We start from the raw sequence: 20,588 nt of genomic DNA, 5'->3' as shown, positions 1-20,588 counted from the left end.
ATCACCAGCGACAGGCGGAGCGTAAGGGTTTCACCGCCTGTTCCAGTTGAGAAATGTTGAATGTCATGCGGTTTCCGTTGCTGGTTTTGATGGTCAGGGTTTTTCCTGTCATCAGTCGTTTTAATTCTTCAATGCCCGGTAGTCCACGGCTGGATTCCAGCAGGTAGCCGTTTTCGCGCAAGAACCAGTCAGCACTGAATTGGGTGATTGCCGTCGAAATCATCACGGTGCCATTATCTTGGGGTTTAGCCAGGGCAATTTGTATTCGGGTAATGTTATCGATACAACTGAGCATTAGTACTGGCCGTGGTGGTGGAACGCCAATCGCGGGTGTGGTCAGTATGACGCGAGTCGGTATGCTTTCAGATTGGGTGGTGATAAAACCGGTTGAATGGTCAGTGCGTTTCATCTCCTGTTCCATTGCCTGTTTCCAGACAGGGCCAGTTTTTTCTAACGGGATAACGGCAATATTATCCACTTTATCCAATAGACGGTCGTAGCAATCGAGTCTGACCAGCGGTGACGGTTCTGCCCGACATTGCAGCAAAGCGGAGAGTGAAGGTGCTGTTGTGGTTTCCTGAACGGGCTGAATATCAGGTTTGCCTGTCAGAGAGGCGAGTAATGCACTGACCAGTAACAGAAAGCTCATAATTTACACCTGTATTTCGCCAGTTTGTAAGTCAGTGTACGGGGTGCAATACCCAAGCTTGCGGCAATTTGTTTGGTGTTATTGCCATAAATATGTTGGCGTTGTATCAGTACGGCACATTCGAACTCTTCGAGTGCCTGAGGTAAATCGTCGATTTTGCTGTAATCGTGAGAGACGCTGGCTGATGTTTTGTTTTCTGCGGTGGTACTTAAAGAAGCCAGCAACGCATCAAGCTGTTTTTCTTTCTGGCGCTGTGTCTGAAAAACTTGGCGGATCTGGCGCAATTGTTCACGCAGTTGTTCCAGTTCCTGCAATTTTTTCAATCGGTGTTGCATGACATGGCAGTAGAGGTAAAACATGTTGCTATCGTCAGCAAAGCGACTGACATCTTTGGCGAAAACAGCAATCACGCCACACGCTTGCCCGTTGCAGTTAAACAACGGGATGGCATGTAGGCCGCAGCGATGAGGCAGTTCTTCGACGAAGAGGCGAAAGTTTCGATTGTCTATTCGTACCCCTTGATTGAGTGATCCCCAAGTCGTGGGGGTCCCTTTGTACAGGATTTGTACCAGTGGATGGTTGATATCACCGATATTGACATCCAGTTGTAGTGCGCTTATCTGGTTGGGTGCCGGCAGCCGGTAGCATTCCAGACGGTTTTCGTTCACGTTAAGCAGAGAGACCAGCAAGGCGTCAAAACGCTGGCGTTGGTGATTCACCTGGAGGAAGTGATGAACCAGTTGCTCGATAGAGTCATTTTCCAGTAACGCTAATGCGCTTTTCAGCCGTTGTTTCATGGTATCTCCTCAACCACCGCGTTGAATTGATGGTCGTTAACGGTTAGCTGGATGGTGCTGATCTGCTTGCTGGCAGCCATTTTTTGCAGCAACAGCAGGGATAACGGCGGCAACAAAGCGCCATCAATGATCGATTCCAGCATGCGTGCGCCATTTTCAGCCCGGGTTGCTCGTTGCAGTATCTCTTCAACCACATCATCACTAAGGGTAACTTCGGCATTGAAGCGTTGACGCAATAGGCTATCGAGGCGCGCCAGTTTGCCCTGAATAATGGTTTTCAGGGTGTCGTATCCCAACGGTAGATAAGGCACTACTTCCATTCGCGCCAATAATGCTGGTTTGAAGAAAGCCGCCAGTTCAGGATAAAGCAGGTCATTCATCTCTTCCGGTCTATCGGCATTATCGACGATGGTTTGATAGCCCAGGTTGGAAGTCAGGAAGAAGGCAACGTTTTTACAGTCAATCACCCGGCCTTCCCCATCAGCTAACTCACCTTTATCGAAAGCCTGGTAGAACAGGTTTAGTACATCAGGATGGGCTTTTTCCACTTCATCAAGCAGGACGACGGAATAAGGTTTCTGGCGAATAGCTTCGGTGAGTACACCACCTTCCCCATATCCAACATAGCCTGGAGGGGAACCAATCAGGCGGGAAACGGTGTGTTTTTCCTGAAATTCCGACATATTGATAGTGGTCAGATATTGACGTCCACCAAACATTAATTCTGCAATCTGTAAAACGGTTTCGGTTTTACCAACACCACTTGGTCCTACCAACAAGAAGGCGCCCAATGGACGACCGGGACGGCGCAAGTCGGCTCTGGCAGTCAACAAATGTTGATGCAGGCATTTGATAGCAAGATCTTGTCCTTTTATGCTTTGTCCCAAATGAGTTGGCAGTTCAGTCACCACGGAGAGTTCACTTTGTGACAGGCGATTAAGTGGTACGCCAGTCCATTCAGCAATAACCGCCGCAATCTGGTTCTTATCCACATGAGGAGAAACGAGCGTTTGTTGTTGCTGTAATTGTTCCAACTGCTCATTAAGTTCAGCCAATTGTGCAATCAACTCTTCAGTTGTTATCTCTGCTGGTGTTTCGCTTTCTTCTGCTTCGTTGGTTAATTCTGTTTCGTCGGTTAATAGCTGACGGCGTAGTTCAATAATTTGTTGAACCAATTGCTGTTGTTGCTGCCAACTGGTTTCCAGTTCAGCCAATTTCTCCGTGGTTTCTTGCTGTTGTTGCCGCAGTTCATCCAGTCTATCAATGTGCTGATTGAGTCCCATACGCTGTTCCCTTGCCAGCACGTCTGATTCCATTTGCTGCTGATGCAGTTGGTTTTTCAGGGCGGAAATTTGGCGCGGAGGTGAAGTCAAGTTGATGGCAACGCGGGCACAAGCGGTATCCAGCACATCAATAGCTTTGTCTGGTAACTGGCGTCCAGAGAGGTAACGGTCGCTTAATACCGCAGAGGCTTTTAGCGCTTCATCATCGATTAATACGCCATGAGATTGTTCATAGATTGCCCGCAGGCCACGCATAATAATGATGGCTTCTTCCGCAGTCGGTTCGGCCACTTTAACGAGTTGAAAACGGCGGGAGAGGGCCGCATCTTTTTCGAAATATTTTTTGTATTCGCCCCAAGTGGTTGCAGCGATTGTTTTCAATTCACCACGTGCCAGGGCAGGTTTTAGTAAGTTGGAGATATCCAGTCCGCCTTGTTGATTACCTGCGCCAATCAGGGTATGAGCTTCATCAATGAATAGAATAATCGGTACGGATGACTGATTTATTTCATTCATAATGCCTTTGAAGCGTTTTTCAAATTCTCCTTTTACCGCCGCACCCGCTTGTAATGCCCCCAGATCCAATGTCATCAATTCACTGTTACGCAGTTTTTCCGGTACTCGGTTGTCGATAATGCGCAGAGCCAACCCTTCAATGAGCGCACTTTTACCAACGCCCGCTTCACCCACCACAATCGGGTTATTTTTACGGCGACGACAGAGAATATCGATCATCAGGTCGATTTCTCTATCACGGCATAGAACAGGATCGAGTTTTCCCTGACGAGCTTGTTCTGTCATATTTTGAGTAAAACGGGCGAGCAGGCTATCACTGCTGGCGGCAGCTTTGCCTTGCCCGTTTTTATCGCTTTCCACAACTGGTTGTTCGGCAGAACCCGCTGTCCATTGGGCAAAATTCTGGCGTAACAATTCGCGGTTTATTCCCGATAAAAGACGTGCGGATTGTGGTGTCAGGTAGCGTAACGGGCTAAACAGCAAGGTCATCAGCATGACGCCGCTGCGTAATTCTTGATGTTGCATCTCAGTCGATGCTAACAGCCAGCTATCCTGTAACCACTCCACCAGCATTGGAGAGAAGTTAGGATAAGCCTGAACCATTGCTTGATGGTGAGGGATCATCTGATCAAGTTGTTCTTTCAGTAGATCACTATCCACTTCTGCTTGATTGAAGATCGCTCTGACATCACTAAGAGGCGTGTTGATCATTTGCAGTAGTAACTGAGAAACAGTGATCTCAGGTTGTTGCTGGCTGACACACTGCGCTGCTGCTGCTTCTAGAGCGTGCCGAGTCATCGGATTTAAGCGATTAACTAATGTAGGTAGATCAATCTGAATCATCGGTTCTTTCCTAGCTCAGTAAGTTATTTAGCTGTTGTAAGATGTTCTGGGTTTGGTTATGCAGACGGATAGCATAGAAGCCATAAACAACGGCGAGCAGCGTAATACCGCTCCAGAACAGATGTTTAATGGTCAGACGCTTACCTAAGCGATAGCGATCACCACGCTCATTGGCGTTACTGTGGAGAATGATGGGTGGAGCTTCGCCCCGTAGTGCATGCAGTTGTTGGTGTAATCGACGGAATAAACGCTCAAAGTCGTCACTTTTCTGAGAAGAAACTTTATAGCGACCACGATAACCGAGGCAGAAACAGAGATAGATAAACTCCAGTAGATGTTGATAGCGTTGAGATTCACCCATCAAACGATCTAGTAGCAGAAAGACTTTTTCACCGCCCCAAGTTTCGTTATGGAATTGAACCAGTAGTGATTGTTGTAACCACTCATTCTTGCTGTTCCAACCATGACCTAGTGCGGTTTCATCAATGAAGGTACAGAGCATATAGCGGAAAGAGACAATCGCGCCTGGTTCATAACCTTTGGTTTGTAGAAGTTGCTCGATTGCCTGGATATCAGTAACGACCTGTTGATAAAGTTGGTCTGGCAGCGGTTGATCACCCATGTCTTTTAAACGCATGACCATATCAAGCAGCGGTGTGGCGGCATCGATCATCGGGTTCAGGCTTTCTCCACGTAGCGGTAGCTGGTACTGACGGTGTAGAGTCGTATCGGTTTCCGTCTGCATCAGAATGGCGTTATCATTCATGGCTTCGGTTTTCATTAGGCACTCCCATTCCTAACCGCCCAGAATTGCATGTCTAATCCTGGGAATTCTCCCGAAACGTGAAAGGCGATGGAGTTACCTTTTAGAATGTCTTTCCATGCGTCGCCTTGTTGATCAAGCCGGAAATAGGTGTAACCAGCATGATAAGGCAACTGACGTGGGGCAGAGGGAAGCGCAACCAGTGACACAGCAGGCAACTGGATGCTGACCATTTCGCGGATCCTTTCAGCCGATGTAACTTTAGTCTGTTTAGCAAACTGGCGGAGTAATTGATCATGTGGAACCTGCGCGCGGATTGCCAGAATAAATTCCGCGTTCGTCAAGACATTACGCTCATGGATGTGCGCTACCCGGATACCATTGGCTTGAGTTTGTAGCTTAATCGGAATCGCTCGCGGGGTCAGTACAACGCCCATTGCTTCGCGCATGATGACCATGACTTCCTCGAATGTTTCAGTCAGATTGTCGTGTTTGTAAATCGGCACATTGCCGACCTGACGGGATTCATGAGTGAATGTTCTCAGTTCACCACAGGTTTGGATCAACTGAGTGAAAAAATCTTGTGGATGCAAAATGGATTGTCCTGCGTAGTGGGTAAACCACGGCTGAACTCGGTTAACTAGTTGGAGCATCATAAATTCAGCAACATCAGCGACTCCTTGCTGTCCGGGAGAACCAATCTGGTTAGCGAGTGATCTACCTCGTTCTGTCATCGCCCTATCCACTTCATCCATATAATTTTTTAATTGAGTAGAGACCCTGATGGATGTACAGGTTGGTACGAAATCGTCATTCAGTATGATAGTTCCGGTAGGAAGCTTTTCTCTTATCTGGCATAGCGGTAGTACGGAAAAAGCGCTGAGATCCTCTGAACCTTGTTTCAAAATTGGCGTCAGTTGTGCCAGCATGACTTGGCTGATATCACCGCCATCTGTATGCAGGTCACGGATATCTTCCATATGTTCACGGTAGCGCACAGCTCCTGCATGATTGGATTCTGAATGAGAGATTTCGTTGAGAATATCGTTGGCTATTGGCAGTGCCAGATAGATATCTTTACTGTTGTTCTCATGAATATTCACAACATCAAGTGGTTGAGGAGTCGCATCCTGATGAGGAATTGAGAACACTGTGCCATCTGGCATGATACCGCTGGCCTCGATGATACCGATGCGCCCCAGAGCGAGAAGGTCTGCGTCGAGTGTCAAGGAACTGAAGCCATAACTATAGCTGGTTAAGGACGTCAAGCGACTGTGAGCTAAATAGTCATTATGTTTTTGTTGTTGCTGAAAGTGTTGTGGCTTGATGAATAATCCTTCGCGCCAAATCACCCGATTCTTACCTGGCATAGTTATTGTTCCTCTTTTCTAAGTTCAACTTCGTTCGCTCTGATGTGCACCAGAATGTTGTATTGCTGTCCTGTGTCTTTCACACGGATGACCTTTTTCCATTCGGATTGATTAATATCGGCATAGCGAACGATAACGCCGATGTAACGGCTATTTTTTTCCAGCGGGATGACTGTCAGTGGTTTGTATTGCCCCGGCAATAAGGTGTAATCCTGATGGTCGATATAATTCTTCCCCAGCGCTTTATCCAGCTTGTCACTCGCCAATTGGTCATAATCAGCGGCAAGTAGACGGGAATCTTCACTGAGATAGAGCAGATGCATTTCAACCGGAGTGGCTTCTCCATTTTTATTAGGGTTGATATCAGGTTCTGCCAGCAAAGTGATCGCGACGGTGGAAGGTAAGTTCTCAGGTTGACCAACAGGAGTTGATGGGTCCCAGACTACCTGTCCGACTTTCTTCGTTGCCTGCCATGCACTGCTACAACCGCTTAACATTAGCGCTGCCAGCAAGACAAACCATACGGTATAACTACCGGACCATGAGATATTACTGCCGGAGCGCTTCATTACTGGCTATCCTCTAAACCTTGACGCAGAGCACGGTCATAAGCTTGTTCATAGACTTCACCGAACAGTTTTTCGAACCCTTGTTGGCGACTGGAAGCCAGTTCGCGGTAGTAACTGGTGTACATTTCCCATGCCCAGGTTGCATCTTTTTCCTGCGTCTCATTACTGCGGCGGTACTGGGAGAAACGACTCAGTAGATGTTCCGGTGAGAAAGCATCCAGCATAGTGTTCAAGGCGGCAGTGATCGCAATCCGGTTAGCCTGATAGTGTAATTGCAAGTTATGTAAGCTTTCAGCGACAGCGGAGGGGGCAGAGAGATGTACTGGACTTTTTTGATCCGCAAACATCACTTGCATAGTGGTGTTGTAATCCATGTTCAGTCGTAGCGGATTATCTTCAATAGGTCGCAATTGCTTATCACGCAGCCCATGCTGTGTACGCTGCAATACCAGCAAACCTTCAATGGCCGCTTTCATGGTTTTACCCATTTCTTCCAGAAAGTCGTTTGCCTGTTGGCTGTTATGCAAAGGCAATTGTGTGTTCAACCCTCGCATCAGAGGGGTGATAGCAACATGTTGCTGTTCCATGTCCTGAAACTGTTCATTAAAAGGCGAAGAGATACCGGGTAAATCAACAAAATCCTGATCCATAGCATTGCCTCTGTTATCTAAGAGGGAAGAGAAAAATAATGGGGCCTGGGAACGGCCTTGTTGCAGACTGCGGTCTACCTCGTTATCCACTGGTGTCTGGCTCAGTGTGGTCAGATTTTCGCTATCGAGAACCTTGAGCGGATCATGGCTGAAATCATGCTTGATCGTGGTTGCTAAAAGACTATGATCGGTGAAATCGGTATCCTGAACGGGATCTTTCTCCATCATGGCGTCCAGTGGATTGCTGTAGCTGGAGACCAGTGATTCCGGTGGTACTGTCATGGGATCAGTCCGATCTGCGTCGGAAAAACTGATATAGCTTTTGATTACGAGTTTACCGATAGTGATTTCATCCGCTTGTTGCAGGCGGATGAAACCAGCGCCAGAAGTCAGGGGTGACTGATTCACAAACAGGGGGCCAGCGATCATTTGTAAGCAGAATGCGCCATCACGCCACTGGATAGTAAATTGTGACGGATTGATATTCCCCTTTTGATCTTGAACGGACCAAAGATGGCTCTCACTGCTGCCGACTGTGCCGCCTTGAGTAGAGAATAGGCAGCTAGCCGCTTTGCCACTTTCCAGTTGATCGCTGTTGATCACTCGTAATGAGAGAGTTGGTTGTTGTTTTTCCATTGTCTTTATCCACTCACTGAGATCGTGATAAAGGGTTTCTTTTCCGGCTCGCCGAGAAAGCTGGTCCACCCCAAGTTATTGTTTAGTTTCGTACCAAGTACCATGCCGCCTGCTTGGTTTTCAGCTAATCCAAGACGCAAATCCCAGGCCAATTGATCACGCAGGACAAAACAGAGAAACATCACTAGTGGCAGGAAATTCTTGCCGTCCGGGAGAAATGACAAGAAATGTTCACGTGAGAGGTTGTTGATGCATAACGTGAATTTACTATTGCAGCTTCTCACCCATGAACCGAGGAAAAAATTTTTTCCTATTACAGACTGTTCAATCTTTGGTTTCCGACCCTTTATTTTCAGCATTCCACCCAAGCGATTTTGTTGCGATGGCTCGATAGCGATTTTTCTGATCTGCCAGCCATGTACCGTAACGTCCGGTAGATCAAAACAGTGTGAAACCAGGCTGCATATCACTTCTGGCGATCGACCGGGGCTAGCTAACAGGCCGGCATAGGCTAGCATTTTGCTGTGATTGATATTTAAATGAGAACGGTTAACATCGCTGCCAAGCCCCACCAGAGCGAACATACGTTGAGAAAAATCGTCTTGTCCGTTTTTGTCAAAACAGATGTAATAGCGGTATTTCCGCCAGATCTGATGAAGCATGACAATTGAACGGTGATTAAAAACATTAAGAAAATTAGTCAGTTGGTTTTCATCTTGAGCTTCTTCCCATGCCAACGAATCAAGGTAATAACCTGGCATAGGCGATTGGCTGCCATGCAGTCCAAGAAAGGAGATTTCCACTTGGAAACGCCCTTCCTTAGAACGATTTACAGAGACAACATCTCTAGTTGGAAAAGCCAGGCTGGCACTGGATTTAAATCGGATTGCTTCACGGTCCGGGCGGTTAGTTTGCCCGGTTTTTTCCCACGCTACCGCCAATTGGTTGAGTAATTCGACCAATTGATAAAAGTTATACCTTGATACATCTAGTGTTTGATTTTCTGGCGAGTTTTCACTCGTTACATCAACGCATGTTGACCTGTCTGTTCCGGCCATTGATAACATTCCTGATTATCTAAATTGATCACCTTCAACATGTGGAAGGAGTTAACGCTGGCATATAAGGCAAAGAAGCGTGACAGTATGTTACAAAACAGATAGAGCTCACCTTCAGAGCTGAAAGCCTGTTGTCGGATATACAATGTTGATTCTAGTCCGCGTACTGGTAGCCCTTTAAATAGACGATCTATTGGTTTTGTTTCAATCCGTTCGATTGCATCCAGCCGTTTTTGTGATGATCGTGATGACTGCCGGTTATACAGACTAGGAAGATCATAAGTACGCAATACCTGTTTCAGTGCGTCTTTGTCCAGTAATGTCATATAATTCAGTGACATATTAGAAATGAGTGACCAGTGGAATTTACCGCTCATCAGTGGATAAAGTGGAACAGACGGACGGGTTATGTTGCGGAATGGCGCAAATGACGGGTTTCCCTCTAAAGCGTAATTAATATCACCTACCCGTAGTTGCAGTGGCAGTTCACGGTTGGTGCAAGTCAGTCGAATAGAGACATTTTCCTCACTTAATAGCAGTTGAGATTCATCACCACGGACAAAAGAGATGTAGTGTTCAAGCCCTTTGCGAAATGGGGACTCCTTGATTCTGATACGAAAATAGCGAGTATTCAGTTCGCTTTCGTGTTCGATTTGATGATGAAAACTTTCAAATGGCACATAAGACCGCCTACCATCATGGCTTTGTTTAGGTTTACCATCAGGCCCAACTAGCCAGCTTTCTACTTTATCAATGGAGAAAATATCGTAGCGATCAGGATGGCTGTAACTCGCTTTTAATGGATATTCAGACTGACCGCCATTTAGCTGAATAACTTCACCGTCCATTGGAAAGAGATTGATTGCCGGAACACAATGCAGCCGAAAAGTATCCTGACGGATTTTGATTTCTGGTGGCAGCGCTTCTGAGAAATAGAGATTCAGTGTGAAATCTGTGGCTTTAAGATTTGTCGGTAACTTAGGAAAACCCGTAACATCGAAAAATAAAAAACCTTCAGAAAAACAGAAGTACTCTTGTAAGACGCGATAACCCATATAGGCATTTTTCGGGTAAGGTAATAGGGCGTCTTCCCGATTAAAACCTACTGGAACGAAGTCGAAATCCGGCAATGGAATCGTGGTATCGCCTACGACAAGTTTTGCATCTTCAAGGTAATAACTGAGCCAGAAATAGAGTTGTGTACTGCTGTAATCATCTCCGCTTAGATAAAAACGCAGCTTATCAAGTTGCAGTTCCTGTAAGTTAAGTTCTTTTTTTGAGGTGAAATTCAGACCGATGACACCTTGCTCGTTACTATTATTGACCGAAATGTCCCGGATAGACATTGGAAACAGCCAAACATCGCGGCATAAGGTGAAAGTACAGCGATGGCCTTGATCTGTTTTTTGAGTATTAGTATTGCTTAAGTAAGTATCTTCATTCTCATCATCTTCGCTATCATCCGCCAGTGGGCGGCTCTTGATTTGAGTTCCGCGTTGGATCTGCATAGCTTTTGTGGTGGTACTATCATCAGGCGTATATTGGATAATGGTCATGCTAGGCGTTGGCCGTAGGTAATTTGGCCATAGCATGTGCAACAATCCATGAGTGAGTTCAGGGAATTCATCATCAATTTTTGCCCGCAAATTACCCGCGAGAAAGGCAAATCCTTCTAGCAGACGCTCAACATCCGGGTCAGAGCCTTGTTCAGACAAAAAGGAAGCGAGGTGAGGATGTTCAATTGCGGCTTGCCGCCCCAATTGCCTAAGGTAATCCAATTCCTCTCTAAAGTACTTTTCAAGTGACATTTTATTGAGTCCTCTCTAGGCAATAACGCCGGTTGTTATCCAGTTGAATGTTAAATTCAACGACATCACGAATATCATCCAGGGATACTTGGGCGCTGATGTGAAAACGCAACAACAGCGGATCACTATCATCGTGGATTGCACTGACAGTGACTGACGATATTCTTGGTTCATAATTTCTGATGCAGTGCTCTATTGCCTGTTCAATACTCTGTTTAAAGTCAGTTGCCGTGGTTGTGGCGTCATTAAGATCAATGACGCCAAGATCTGCCGCACTCTGACAGGCACCCGGATGGGTATTGAGAACGTGATTCAGGTGCCGTTTTATGGAGTTGAGTAGCTCACGCATTCTTGATTGGCGGGAAGAACCGGAGTTCTTCCCCTGAATACGCTCGAACAAGCTGGCAGAACCTTCTCTATTCCAACTGTACAGCGCGGCCATGACTCATTACTCCTTATCCAAACGTCCTACTAGTGACAACTCAAAGCTGGCTCCCATATATTTGAAATGAGGGCGAACCTGCATTGCCACTTGATACCAGCCTGGATCTCCTTCCACATCCAAAACCTGGATTTGAGCGGAACGCAGAGGACGACGGCTACGGACATCTGTTGGTGGATTCTCCTGATCAGCAATGTACTGTTTTAGCCAGGTGTTCAGTTCACGTTCTAGATCTTGACGCTCTTTCCAGGAACCAATCTGCTCGCGCTGTAACACCTTGATGTAGTGTGCAAGGCGGTTGATGATGAACATATAGGGCAGTTGAGTGCCCAGTTTGTAGTTGGTTTCCGCCATTTTCCCTTCTCGGGTATTCGGGAACACTTTTGGCTTCTGGACTGAGTTGGCAGAGAAGAATGCGGCGTTATCACTGCCCTTACGCATCGTCAGAGTGATAAAGCCCTCTTCTGCCAATTCAAATTCACGACGATCGGTAACCAAAACTTCTGTTGGGATCTTGGCTTGGATCTGCCCCATTGCTTCGAACAGGTGAACCGGTAGATCGCTGACAGTACCTCCGCTTTGCGGGCCGATAATATTCGGGCACCAGCGATATTTGGCGAAGCTGTCAGTCAAACAAGTTGCCAGCAGATAAGCGGTATTACCCCATAGGAAATGTTCGTGATCTTTGCTGACATCTTCCTGATAGTTAAAGTTTTTAATGGGGTTTTCGACGGTTGAGTAAGGCAGACGCAACAAGAAGCGCGGTGTTGTCAGACCGAGATAACGTGCATCCTCCGATTCACGCAGCGAACGCCATTTAGTGTGTGCCGGACCTTCGAAGACAGACTTCAGATCTTTAATCGCTGGCAGCTCGGTAAAACTGCTGATACCAAAGAAATCAGGTGCAACGGAAGAGAGGAATGGCGCGTGAGCCATTGCGCCAACCGCGCTGACGTATTGCATCAGTTTGATATCGGGTGAGCTATTGCTGAATGCATAGTTACCGATGACCGCAGCAACCGGTTCGCCGCCAAACTGACCATAACCTGTTGAGTAAACGTGTTTGTATAAACCTGATTGGATGATTTCTGGTGAAAATTCGAAATCTTCCAGTAACTCTTCTTTGGTCGAATGGATGATGTTGATTTTGATGTTTTCACGGAAATCGGTGCGATCAACCAGCAATTTCAGTGAACGCCATGATGATTCCAGTTCCTGGAACTCTTTGGCATGCATAATTTCATCGACTTGAGCGCTGAGTGTCTTATCAAGCTCAACAATCATTCTATCAACGACAAGTTTGTTGACAGGTTCTTCGCTAGTACCGGTATCCAAAATGCTGCTGATAAAAGCGGCAACACCTTGTTTTGCGATGTGGTAACCATCATTTTCCGGCGTCATTCTTGCCTGAGACATAATCTCGTCAAGCAAAGAAGTAGTGGACCCTGGGGTTAATGTTGTACTGCTCTCTTCATGCAAGGACATGTTAAAAACTCCATTACTTTTGATTGACGATTTCAAGCTCTTTTAGAAGCTGTTCGCGGACTTTTTCATCACCCAATAACTCCTGTAAGCGGGCGCGGAATGCCGGGATATTTCCTAATGGCCCTTTTAGTGCGACCAGTGCTTCACGCAGCTCTAAAAGTTTATTTAATTCAGGAACTTTCTTCGCTACGTTGTCGGGTGAGAAATCATTGAGTGATTTTATTTCCAGGTTAATTGGCAGGTCATCTCCGTTATTATCATTGAGACGATTAGGGACACTAAAGGTGAGATTGATATTGGCTTCATTCATCACGGCATTAAAGTTATTCTTGTTCACAGAAACAGATTGCCGTTCTTCAATTGGCGTATCTTCTTTTGTTCCTTTGAGGTCACCAACGATAAGTAGGTTAAGGGGTAATTCAATCTCGGCTACTTGATCACCGGTATTCGGAACGTATTTGATATTAATCCTTTCTTTTGGCGCTACGCTACCTGAACTATTTTTACTCATATTAAAATCCTTTGGGTAATACAATTAGGCAATTTAGGAATTATCTGATAACAATATTGATGAGAGAGCTGCCCTTGATACCTACCTATATGTGACGGAGAACATAAAATTTTCCCGGATTAGAAAACGGGAGATTCACTGCATTAAATTGGATAGTAAGCTGACTTTTATGAGCATATAGATAAATACGACATTCAGAATGTTCTTATTCATCGAGCAATAGCATCAATATAGAGCGATCTGCAAAGCAGAGTTTGGCATTTTGTTTTTTTATTGTAAAGCTAAAATATATGTAGATATACCCCTCTATTTAGCCTTTTGATGATTTTATTTGATTTGGCAATAAGTTACGACTTGATGCTTTCTTAATTCATTTCTTGATTAAAGTACTCTATAAAAGGTATTTTAATGATTTTTTGTTTAATTTTGTAACAAAGTATTTCTAGATGTATTTTTATTTACATATTAGAATTAATTTCATATTGGAAATATTATTTTCGTTATTAACTAAGTAGATATATTTAATTTTGTGATCTAGTTATCATTTTTTTATTGATCAAAATATAATTTAGGGTTGCTTTATTAAAGTTTTTATATTTCATATGGATATTTGATTTCATCTCTAAGTTGAGTGAGAGTAAACAGTTCATTATTTTGTAAATTAAGTAAATTACAAAGTTTTTATTTAAAATGGCATTAATAATAATATTTTTATTTGTTGGTGATGGATTAACAATTTTGCAATTTAGATTTTATTTTGCAACGAGCTGGTTGGTATTTATTATTCATTTCAGCGTTCAATACATTTGTCAGTTATTTTTCCCAAGATGAAATAATAACTATTGAAATTAATATGGGCGCTACCTTAATGTTGACACAATCTCTATAAAGGATATTTTTATGCCAACTCCATGTTATATTTCCATCACAGGAAAAACACAGGGCAATATTACTGCGGGTTCATTCACTGCTGAATCAGTGGGTAATATTTACGTTCAAGGTCACGAAGATGAAATGTTGGTTCAAGCATTTGATCATGTCGTTACCGTACCAACTGATCCTCAATCAGGTCAGCCTTCAGGTCAGCGTGCTCATAAACCATTCCGTTTTACAGTTGCGTTAAATAAATCTGTTCCATTGCTTTATAACGCATTGGCTTCGGGTGAAATGTTGACAAGTGTCGTATTGAAATGGTATCGCACTTCTATTGAAGGGAAACAAGAGCACTTCTTCACGACGCAGTTGGAAGATGCCACTATTATCGACATTGATTGCCAAATGCCTCATTGTCAGGACCTAACAAAATCTGAATTTACTCAGTTGGTTCGTGTTTCTCTGTCTTATCGTAAGATTAACTGGGAACATACAACCGCAGGGACTTCCGGTGCGGATGATTGGCGAGCACCTATTGTTGCTTGATAGGTAATATAATCATTCAGCCAATGGAATATCTCTTCATTGGCTGAAAAGCTTAATTTTTCTTTATTTTAAGTTGAAGATTCTTAATAACTGTCTTCAACTTCTTTCAGCTTTTTCGATTTCTTTTCTTTCTCTCCCTTTAATTTTTTACACGTACTATTTAGCGATATTGCTTAATTGTTCAGGTAACCCTTATATCACTTTTACCATCTTTCTTTTTGATTATTTTTTCATAGTAGGTGTTAACATTTTTTAGCCTTTTTTCTGATTAGTGGTTTGGTAAACATCAACATAAGGGCTTTTATATCTAAGTGATCGCTTAATGTTTTTTTTAATTTCGTAACTTCTACTTATTGGTTATTCGTAAGTATTACTTATGATTGTTAGTGAAAATATAGATAGCATCACTTGCTTAAATATCACATTGCATTCGGACAGGATTTTCTACTTATCCTAAATTTTGATGAATATAACAGAGCTTTTAGGGGAGGGAGTTCAGCAGTCTGCCATTTTTATCGTTAATAGGGCTATAATAGTGCCTTACCATCTGTCCCATCATCTACTGGGATGTGTTTCTAGTTGTCAGGCACTCCGTCTGACAATCAACCTATTCTCTGCTCTGGGGTCTGAACTTAATGCTAAGTTATCGTCACAGTTTTCATGCTGGTAACCATGCTGATGTGCTGAAACACACGGTACAAAGCTTGATTATTGAATCTCTTAAAGAAAAAGAAAAACCTTTTCTCTATCTGGATACACATGCCGGTGCGGGCCGCTATCAGCTCAGTAGTGAACATGCTGAACGTACCAGTGAATATCTGGAAGGGATTGCCCGTGTCTGGCAGCGTGAAGATTTACCGCAGGAGTTGAACGCTTATATGAGTGCAATAGCTGCACTGAATCCGAGTGGCAACTTACGTTACTATCCAGGATCGCCTTTAATTGCCCGCCATTTGTTACGGCAGAATGATAAGTTCAATCTGACAGAACTGCATCCGAGTGACTTTCCTCTAATACGTAATGAATTCTCCCGTGATAACCGCGCCAAGGTTGTGCGTGAAGATGGTTATCAGCAATTAAAATCACAATTGCCACCACAGAGTCGCCGCGGATTCATTCTTATTGATCCACCTTATGAATTGAAATCGGATTATCAGGCGGTCGTACAGGCCATTCAGGAAGGCTATAAACGTTTTGCAACCGGTGTTTATGCATTGTGGTATCCAGTGGTGTTACGCCAGCAAATTAAACGACTGGTTAAAGAGCTGGAAGCAACTGGCATTCGCCGTATTCTACAAATTGAGCTGGCTGTCCGGCCTGATAGCGATCAACGAGGCATGACCGCCTCTGGCATGATCGTGGTTAACCCACCTTGGAAACTGGAACAGCAGATGAAATCGGTGTTGCCGTGGTTACATCAGGTTCTGGTGCCGGAAGGAATTGGTCACACCGTGGTTAAATGGGTTGTTCCAGAATAGCTTTTAACAATGGCAGCGAGAGCCAGAACCATCACGACTGCTTGATATTTTTTGCCATAATAGGCTTTGGGTATTAACTCCCTTGAACTGATTAGATGGAAACAATCCGGATGAGCAAACATTACGAGTATATAGCAATTGGTGGTGGCAGTGGTGGCATAGCATCAATTAACCGTGCGGCTATGTACGGGCAGAAATGCGCCCTGATTGAAGCTAAGGCATTGGGTGGAACTTGCGTCAATGTGGGCTGTGTGCCGAAGAAAGTGATGTGGCATGCGGCGCAAATTGCTGAATCTATCCACCAATATGGGCCAGATTATGGCTTTGATACGACAGTCAACCACTTTAACTGGGAAACACTGATTGCCAGTCGCACTGCTTATATCGATCGTATCCACCAGTCTTATGAACGTGGTCTGGGTAACAATAAAGTTGATGTGATCCAGGGGGTTGCCCGTTTTGTTGATGCACACACTGTTGAAGTGAATGGTGAAAAAATTACAGCAAATCATATTCTGATTGCGACGGGTGGCCGTCCTGTGCGGCCTGATATACCAGGTTCAGAATATGGTATTGATTCTGATGGTTTTTTTGCATTGGAAGAGATGCCAAAGCGGGTTGCGGTTGTTGGCGCAGGTTATATTGCCGTAGAAATTGCCGGTGTATTGCATGCGCTTGGTAGTGAGACCCATCTGTTTGTGCGTCAACATGCGCCGTTGCGCTCTTTTGATCCGATGATTGTTGAAACACTCTTGGACATTATCAATACCGAAGGGCCTACTTTGCATACTGAATCTATACCAAAATCAGTGAGTAAAAATGCCGATGGTAGCCTGACTTTGCAATTGCAAAATGGTAAAAAGCAGACCGTTGATACCCTAATCTGGGCTATTGGCCGTGAACCCGCAACGGATAATCTGAATTTGTCTGTCACCGGTGTTGAGCTGAGTGAAAAAGGCTACATCAGAGTTGATAAATACCAGAACACGAATGTAGAAGGTATTTATGCAGTGGGTGATAACACCGGTGCAGTGGAATTAACCCCCGTTGCGGTTGCGGCAGGTCGCCGCTTGTCGGAGCGCCTGTTTAACAATAAACCGGAAGAACATCTGGACTACACCAATATTCCAACCGTCGTATTCAGCCATCCGCCTATTGGCACTGTAGGGCTGACAGAACCTCAGGCGAAAGAGCAATTTGGTGAAGAGCAGGTGAAAACTTATCAATCTTCTTTTACTGCGATGTATACCGCTGTTACTCAACATCGCCAGCCATGCCGGATGAAATTGGTGTGTGCCGGGCCGGAAGAGAAGATTGTTGGCATTCATGGTATCGGCTTCGGAATGGATGAAATGCTGCAAGGTTTCGCTGTTGCATTGAAGATGGGGGCAACTAAGAAAGACTTTGATAACACGGTTGCAATTCATCCCACTGCGGCGGAAGAGTTTGTTACTATGAGGGGTTAGTGTAAAAAAACCACCTACTCACGTTTGTACTGTAGAAAAGCCGAAAAGGTCAGAGCATCATTCTCTGGCCTTTTTTGTTTACTCATCGATACCAAAATCCCCCTGAAACACTTTCACATGTGAAAGTGCCAGATTGTTGACAAAGTGCTGGTTTTTTATCCGGCACTTTGTTTTAATGAAGTTCCGTTCACCAGATGGAGCTTGCCGCCATGTTAAGAACACCGCCTCCCCAAACTTTCCCGCCAGAAACCCTCTCGCTTGACGAGCTGGTCCCCAAAAACCATCTGGTCCGTCAAGTCGATGCCGCCATTGATTTCGAATTTATCCGTGAATGAGTCGCCCCGTTGTATTGCCACGATAATGGCCGGCCTGCCATCGATCCGGTCAGGCTGATTAAGATGATGTTACTGGGCTATTTATTTGGCATTCCCAGTGAACGCCGTCTGGTACAGGAAATTCAGGTGAATGTGGCTTACCGTTGGTTTCTGCGACTCGGACTGACAGAGAAAGTGCCTGATGCTTCAACCCTGAGCCAAAACCGCCGCCGCCGTTTCAATCACAGCGAGGTCTTCCAGCAGATTTTTGATAATATTGTTGAGCAGGCCATCGCCAGAGGGTTGGTGGGGGACGGATACTCTATACTGACAGCACTCACCTGAAAGCCAGTGCCAATCCGCATAAATCCAAGAGCGAACAACGTGCTGTGCCCCCTGGCGCCTATTTTGACGCATTGGATAACGCTGTCAATGAAGACCGGGCTGCGGCCGGAAAAAAAGTCTGAAGCCAGACCTTAAGGAACGGCAGAGAAAGACGAAGGTCAGCACCACTGATCCGGACAGCGGATTTATGCACCGGACCAACAAACCCAGGGGATTCTTTTACCTTGACCACCGTACGGTGGATGGGCAAGTCGGGATTATCACCGATACTTACGCGACACCGGGCAATGTCCACGACAGCCAGCCCTTCATTGAACGGTTGAAGCGCCAGCTTAGCCGCTTTTGTCTCAGCCCCCTTGCTGTTGGACTGGATGCGGGGTACTTCACTGCCCCGGTTTGTTACTTAACGGAACAGTTAGGCGTCATTCCGATAATCGGTTACCGCCGCCCGAATAAGGGGCCGAACGTCTTCCAGAAGAAGCATTTTACCTATGACAAGCAGCAGGACTGCTATGTGTGTCCCCAGGGCGAAAAGCTGATTTATAAAACGACCGGCCGGGAGGGATACCGGCATTATCAAGCGGCGGCGGATATCTGCCAGTATTGCCCGAAACGCGCGTCCTGTACTCAGGCCAAAGGGGGCAAAACGATCACCCGTCATGTCTGGGAAGACAGTAAGGAGCAGGCCAGGGAAAACCGGCTAACGCCGTGGGGTAAAAGGACCTACAAACGGCGAAAGGAGACGATAGAACGCAGTTTTGCGGATGCGAAGCAGCATCATGGGTACCGTTATGCCCGTTTTCGGGGGGGGGGGAAGGGACTGAAAGTGCAAATATAGTGTCTTTTGGCGGCAACGGCCCAAAATATCAAGAAGATAGCCTTGCTGGTCGCCATGCTATGTTGTTTTTATCTCTGGAGGACGAGCAGAGTCAATGCAGCAGGAGCTAAAATAACACCTTGCCAGGCGATAAAACCGGATGAATGAGGAAAATGGGTTGCATTATGATTCATAATGAAAGGAACAAACCTCGTTATTTTTAATGAGGTTTGTCAGCGGTCTGAACCCTAATATTTAGGGCTTTAATTCAATATTCATATATATATATCTAACCAATCGTTTAATTCCACTTAGACCTTGGTGGCTCATATGATAATACTAGTTCTAAGAGAACATTAGGATCTTCAGATACAACAAGCATATCTAAATATTCCTTTTTCATGAAATTTTTTTCAACCATTTCCCTAAAAAAGGCAATCAGAGAGTCGTAATACCCATTTACATTTAAGATTGCACAAGGCTTATCATGAAAACCTAACTGCCCCCAAGTCCATACTTCAAATATTTCCTCTAGAGTCCCAGTTCCACCTGGCAGTGCTATAAAAAAATCAGCGTAATCTGAAATGATCTTTTTCCTTTCATGCATATCACTCACAATTTTTATTTCGCTTAAACCAGTATGAGCCAACTCATGCTCAACTAATTTTTTTGGCATCACACCAATAATATTCATTCCTTTATTTATCGAGGCATCTGCTATTGTACCCATTATACCAACATGCCCCCCACCATAAACGATATCAATATTTTTACGATACAATACCTCAACTAGCTCTTTAGCATAGTTTGTATAAATTTCATCATTACCATTAGATGAACCACAAAAAATCCCAACACGCATACAAACCTCTACAAAAAACAGTAAAATTGAGGGGATTATGATGCATGATTAATTACCACCAAAACTAACCATGACTACCCCTATCAGTACGAACACCACACCAAAGACACGTAAGGTTAAAATTTCACGAATAGGCATACCTAACAGTCCAAACTTATCCAGAATCATGGCCATAGTTACCTGGCCTAATATAACTAAAGATATCATGGCTGTTACTCCTAGTCTTGGAGCTAAAAAGGTAGTTCCAAACACAAACAAGGCACCAAGAAATCCACCGAGTAAAAAAAGTGGATTAACATTACGAATTTGATAGAGAAGAGATAATTTCTCACCACTAAACAAACAAATAAAAAAGAGGAAGAATGAGCCTAAAACAAAAGATACTAGTGAGGCCAGTAGTGCCCCTCCACCTAAAAATGATTTCAATTGATTATTTATAGCAGACTGAGTTGCTATTGCCACACCAATAAAGATTGCTAAAATATAAAGTAAAAAGCTCATTCCATC

At 44.7% G+C, this 20,588-nt stretch carries 17 protein-coding genes and 1 pseudogene; 4 read left to right on the top strand and 14 right to left on the bottom strand.

All coding sequences use genetic code 11. The annotated features are described in order from the left end of the window. Position 1 precedes the first annotated feature (1 nt). Genes vasI through tssB form a run of 12 tightly spaced genes read right to left on the bottom strand, consistent with a single transcriptional unit; the run spans position 2 to position 13,380 of the window. Positions 2-649, bottom strand: a complete 648-nt coding sequence (vasI, locus tag KZ793_RS09695) for a type VI secretion system-associated protein VasI (RefSeq protein ID WP_225815144.1) — start codon at positions 647-649, stop codon at positions 2-4. Next, on the bottom strand, positions 646-1,446 hold the full coding sequence (locus tag KZ793_RS09690) for a helix-turn-helix domain-containing protein (RefSeq protein ID WP_225815143.1): 801 nt from the start codon (positions 1,444-1,446) through the stop codon (positions 646-648). Before KZ793_RS09690 ends, vasI begins: the two co-directional genes overlap by 4 nt. Continuing rightward, complete coding sequence (gene tssH, locus KZ793_RS09685) at positions 1,443-4,088, bottom strand: type VI secretion system ATPase TssH (protein ID WP_225815142.1); 2,646 nt, start codon at positions 4,086-4,088, stop codon at positions 1,443-1,445. The genes KZ793_RS09690 and tssH overlap by 4 nt, the downstream gene beginning before the upstream one ends. Before the next feature lie 10 nt (positions 4,089-4,098). After that, entirely contained in the window at positions 4,099-4,869 is a 771-nt protein-coding gene (gene icmH / locus KZ793_RS09680) for a type IVB secretion system protein IcmH/DotU (RefSeq protein WP_397443595.1), read from the bottom strand. Then, a complete protein-coding gene (tssK, locus tag KZ793_RS09675; RefSeq protein WP_225815141.1) occupies positions 4,869-6,221 on the bottom strand; it encodes a type VI secretion system baseplate subunit TssK in 1,353 nt (450 codons plus the stop codon). The genes icmH and tssK overlap by 1 nt, the downstream gene beginning before the upstream one ends. Before the next feature lie 2 nt (positions 6,222-6,223). Beyond that, the gene (gene tssJ, locus KZ793_RS09670) at positions 6,224-6,790 is read right to left on the bottom strand and encodes a type VI secretion system lipoprotein TssJ (RefSeq protein WP_225815140.1); all 567 of its coding nucleotides are present in this window, start codon (positions 6,788-6,790) and stop codon (positions 6,224-6,226) included. Beyond that, positions 6,790-8,076 carry a type VI secretion system-associated FHA domain protein TagH gene (tagH, locus tag KZ793_RS09665; RefSeq protein WP_225815139.1) on the bottom strand — a complete coding sequence of 429 codons (1,287 nt, stop codon included), beginning with the start codon at positions 8,074-8,076 and terminating at the stop codon, positions 6,790-6,792. The genes tssJ and tagH overlap by 1 nt, the downstream gene beginning before the upstream one ends. Positions 8,077-8,081: 5 nt before the next feature. Beyond that, positions 8,082-9,134 carry a type VI secretion system baseplate subunit TssG gene (gene tssG, locus KZ793_RS09660; protein ID WP_049584116.1) on the bottom strand — a complete coding sequence of 351 codons (1,053 nt, stop codon included), beginning with the start codon at positions 9,132-9,134 and terminating at the stop codon, positions 8,082-8,084. Beyond that, positions 9,098-10,942: a type VI secretion system baseplate subunit TssF gene (tssF, locus tag KZ793_RS09655; protein ID WP_225815138.1), complete on the bottom strand. Its 1,845-nt coding sequence runs from the start codon at positions 10,940-10,942 to the stop codon at positions 9,098-9,100. Before tssF ends, tssG begins: the two co-directional genes overlap by 37 nt. A 1-nt stretch (position 10,943) precedes the next feature. Further along, positions 10,944-11,384: a type VI secretion system baseplate subunit TssE gene (gene tssE / locus KZ793_RS09650; RefSeq protein WP_225815137.1), complete on the bottom strand. Its 441-nt coding sequence runs from the start codon at positions 11,382-11,384 to the stop codon at positions 10,944-10,946. A 6-nt stretch (positions 11,385-11,390) separates the two neighbouring features. Further along, positions 11,391-12,869 carry a type VI secretion system contractile sheath large subunit gene (gene tssC / locus KZ793_RS09645; protein ID WP_225815136.1) on the bottom strand — a complete coding sequence of 493 codons (1,479 nt, stop codon included), beginning with the start codon at positions 12,867-12,869 and terminating at the stop codon, positions 11,391-11,393. A 13-nt stretch (positions 12,870-12,882) separates the two neighbouring features. Continuing rightward, positions 12,883-13,380 carry a type VI secretion system contractile sheath small subunit gene (gene tssB, locus KZ793_RS09640; protein ID WP_225815135.1) on the bottom strand — a complete coding sequence of 166 codons (498 nt, stop codon included), beginning with the start codon at positions 13,378-13,380 and terminating at the stop codon, positions 12,883-12,885. A 900-nt stretch (positions 13,381-14,280) separates the two neighbouring features. Here tssB and KZ793_RS09635 point away from each other — a divergent pair. The 4 genes and pseudogenes from KZ793_RS09635 (at position 14,281) to KZ793_RS09620 (ending at position 19,387) form a co-directional block, all read left to right on the top strand. Then, entirely contained in the window at positions 14,281-14,799 is a 519-nt protein-coding gene (locus KZ793_RS09635) for an Hcp family type VI secretion system effector (protein ID WP_225815134.1), read from the top strand. Between the two features lie 635 nt (positions 14,800-15,434). Then, positions 15,435-16,277 carry a 23S rRNA (adenine(2030)-N(6))-methyltransferase RlmJ gene (locus KZ793_RS09630; RefSeq protein ID WP_225815133.1) on the top strand — a complete coding sequence of 281 codons (843 nt, stop codon included), beginning with the start codon at positions 15,435-15,437 and terminating at the stop codon, positions 16,275-16,277. Between the two features lie 110 nt (positions 16,278-16,387). Beyond that, on the top strand, positions 16,388-17,743 hold the full coding sequence (gene gorA, locus KZ793_RS09625; protein ID WP_225815132.1) for a glutathione-disulfide reductase: 1,356 nt from the start codon (positions 16,388-16,390) through the stop codon (positions 17,741-17,743). A gap of 209 nt (positions 17,744-17,952) precedes the next feature. Then, positions 17,953-19,387 (top strand): annotated as a pseudogene (locus KZ793_RS09620) (IS1182 family transposase). A gap of 133 nt (positions 19,388-19,520) precedes the next feature. Here KZ793_RS09620 and KZ793_RS09615 read toward each other — a convergent pair. Both KZ793_RS09615 and KZ793_RS09610 read right to left on the bottom strand, forming a co-directional pair. Further along, positions 19,521-20,081 carry an LOG family protein gene (locus tag KZ793_RS09615; RefSeq protein ID WP_225815131.1) on the bottom strand — a complete coding sequence of 187 codons (561 nt, stop codon included), beginning with the start codon at positions 20,079-20,081 and terminating at the stop codon, positions 19,521-19,523. Positions 20,082-20,129: 48 nt separating this feature from the next. Then, positions 20,130-20,582, bottom strand: coding sequence for a DMT family transporter (locus KZ793_RS09610; protein ID WP_225815130.1), 453 nt, complete (start codon positions 20,580-20,582; stop codon positions 20,130-20,132). Positions 20,583-20,588: the final 6 nt, after the last annotated feature.

It is taken from the genome of Photorhabdus antumapuensis, from assembly GCF_020387775.1.
Classification (GTDB): domain Bacteria; phylum Pseudomonadota; class Gammaproteobacteria; order Enterobacterales; family Enterobacteriaceae; genus Photorhabdus; species Photorhabdus antumapuensis.
This window is presented reverse-complemented; position numbering and strand designations above follow the sequence as displayed.

Coding starts and splice junctions, on each gene's coding strand:
- vasI (WP_225815144.1), bottom strand. CDS start 649: ATGAGCTTTCTGTTACTGGTCAGTGCATTACTCGCCTCTCTGACAGGC.
- KZ793_RS09690 (WP_225815143.1), bottom strand. CDS start 1,446: ATGAAACAACGGCTGAAAAGCGCATTAGCGTTACTGGAAAATGACTCT.
- tssH (WP_225815142.1), bottom strand. CDS start 4,088: ATGATTCAGATTGATCTACCTACATTAGTTAATCGCTTAAATCCGATG.
- icmH (WP_397443595.1), bottom strand. CDS start 4,869: ATGAAAACCGAAGCCATGAATGATAACGCCATTCTGATGCAGACGGAA.
- tssK (WP_225815141.1), bottom strand. CDS start 6,221: ATGCCAGGTAAGAATCGGGTGATTTGGCGCGAAGGATTATTCATCAAG.
- tssJ (WP_225815140.1), bottom strand. CDS start 6,790: ATGAAGCGCTCCGGCAGTAATATCTCATGGTCCGGTAGTTATACCGTA.
- tagH (WP_225815139.1), bottom strand. CDS start 8,076: ATGGAAAAACAACAACCAACTCTCTCATTACGAGTGATCAACAGCGAT.
- tssG (WP_049584116.1), bottom strand. CDS start 9,134: ATGGCCGGAACAGACAGGTCAACATGCGTTGATGTAACGAGTGAAAAC.
- tssF (WP_225815138.1), bottom strand. CDS start 10,942: ATGTCACTTGAAAAGTACTTTAGAGAGGAATTGGATTACCTTAGGCAA.
- tssE (WP_225815137.1), bottom strand. CDS start 11,384: ATGGCCGCGCTGTACAGTTGGAATAGAGAAGGTTCTGCCAGCTTGTTC.
- tssC (WP_225815136.1), bottom strand. CDS start 12,869: ATGTCCTTGCATGAAGAGAGCAGTACAACATTAACCCCAGGGTCCACT.
- tssB (WP_225815135.1), bottom strand. CDS start 13,380: ATGAGTAAAAATAGTTCAGGTAGCGTAGCGCCAAAAGAAAGGATTAAT.
- KZ793_RS09635 (WP_225815134.1), top strand. CDS start 14,281: ATGCCAACTCCATGTTATATTTCCATCACAGGAAAAACACAGGGCAAT.
- KZ793_RS09630 (WP_225815133.1), top strand. CDS start 15,435: ATGCTAAGTTATCGTCACAGTTTTCATGCTGGTAACCATGCTGATGTG.
- gorA (WP_225815132.1), top strand. CDS start 16,388: ATGAGCAAACATTACGAGTATATAGCAATTGGTGGTGGCAGTGGTGGC.
- KZ793_RS09615 (WP_225815131.1), bottom strand. CDS start 20,081: ATGCGTGTTGGGATTTTTTGTGGTTCATCTAATGGTAATGATGAAATT.
- KZ793_RS09610 (WP_225815130.1), bottom strand. CDS start 20,582: ATGAGCTTTTTACTTTATATTTTAGCAATCTTTATTGGTGTGGCAATA.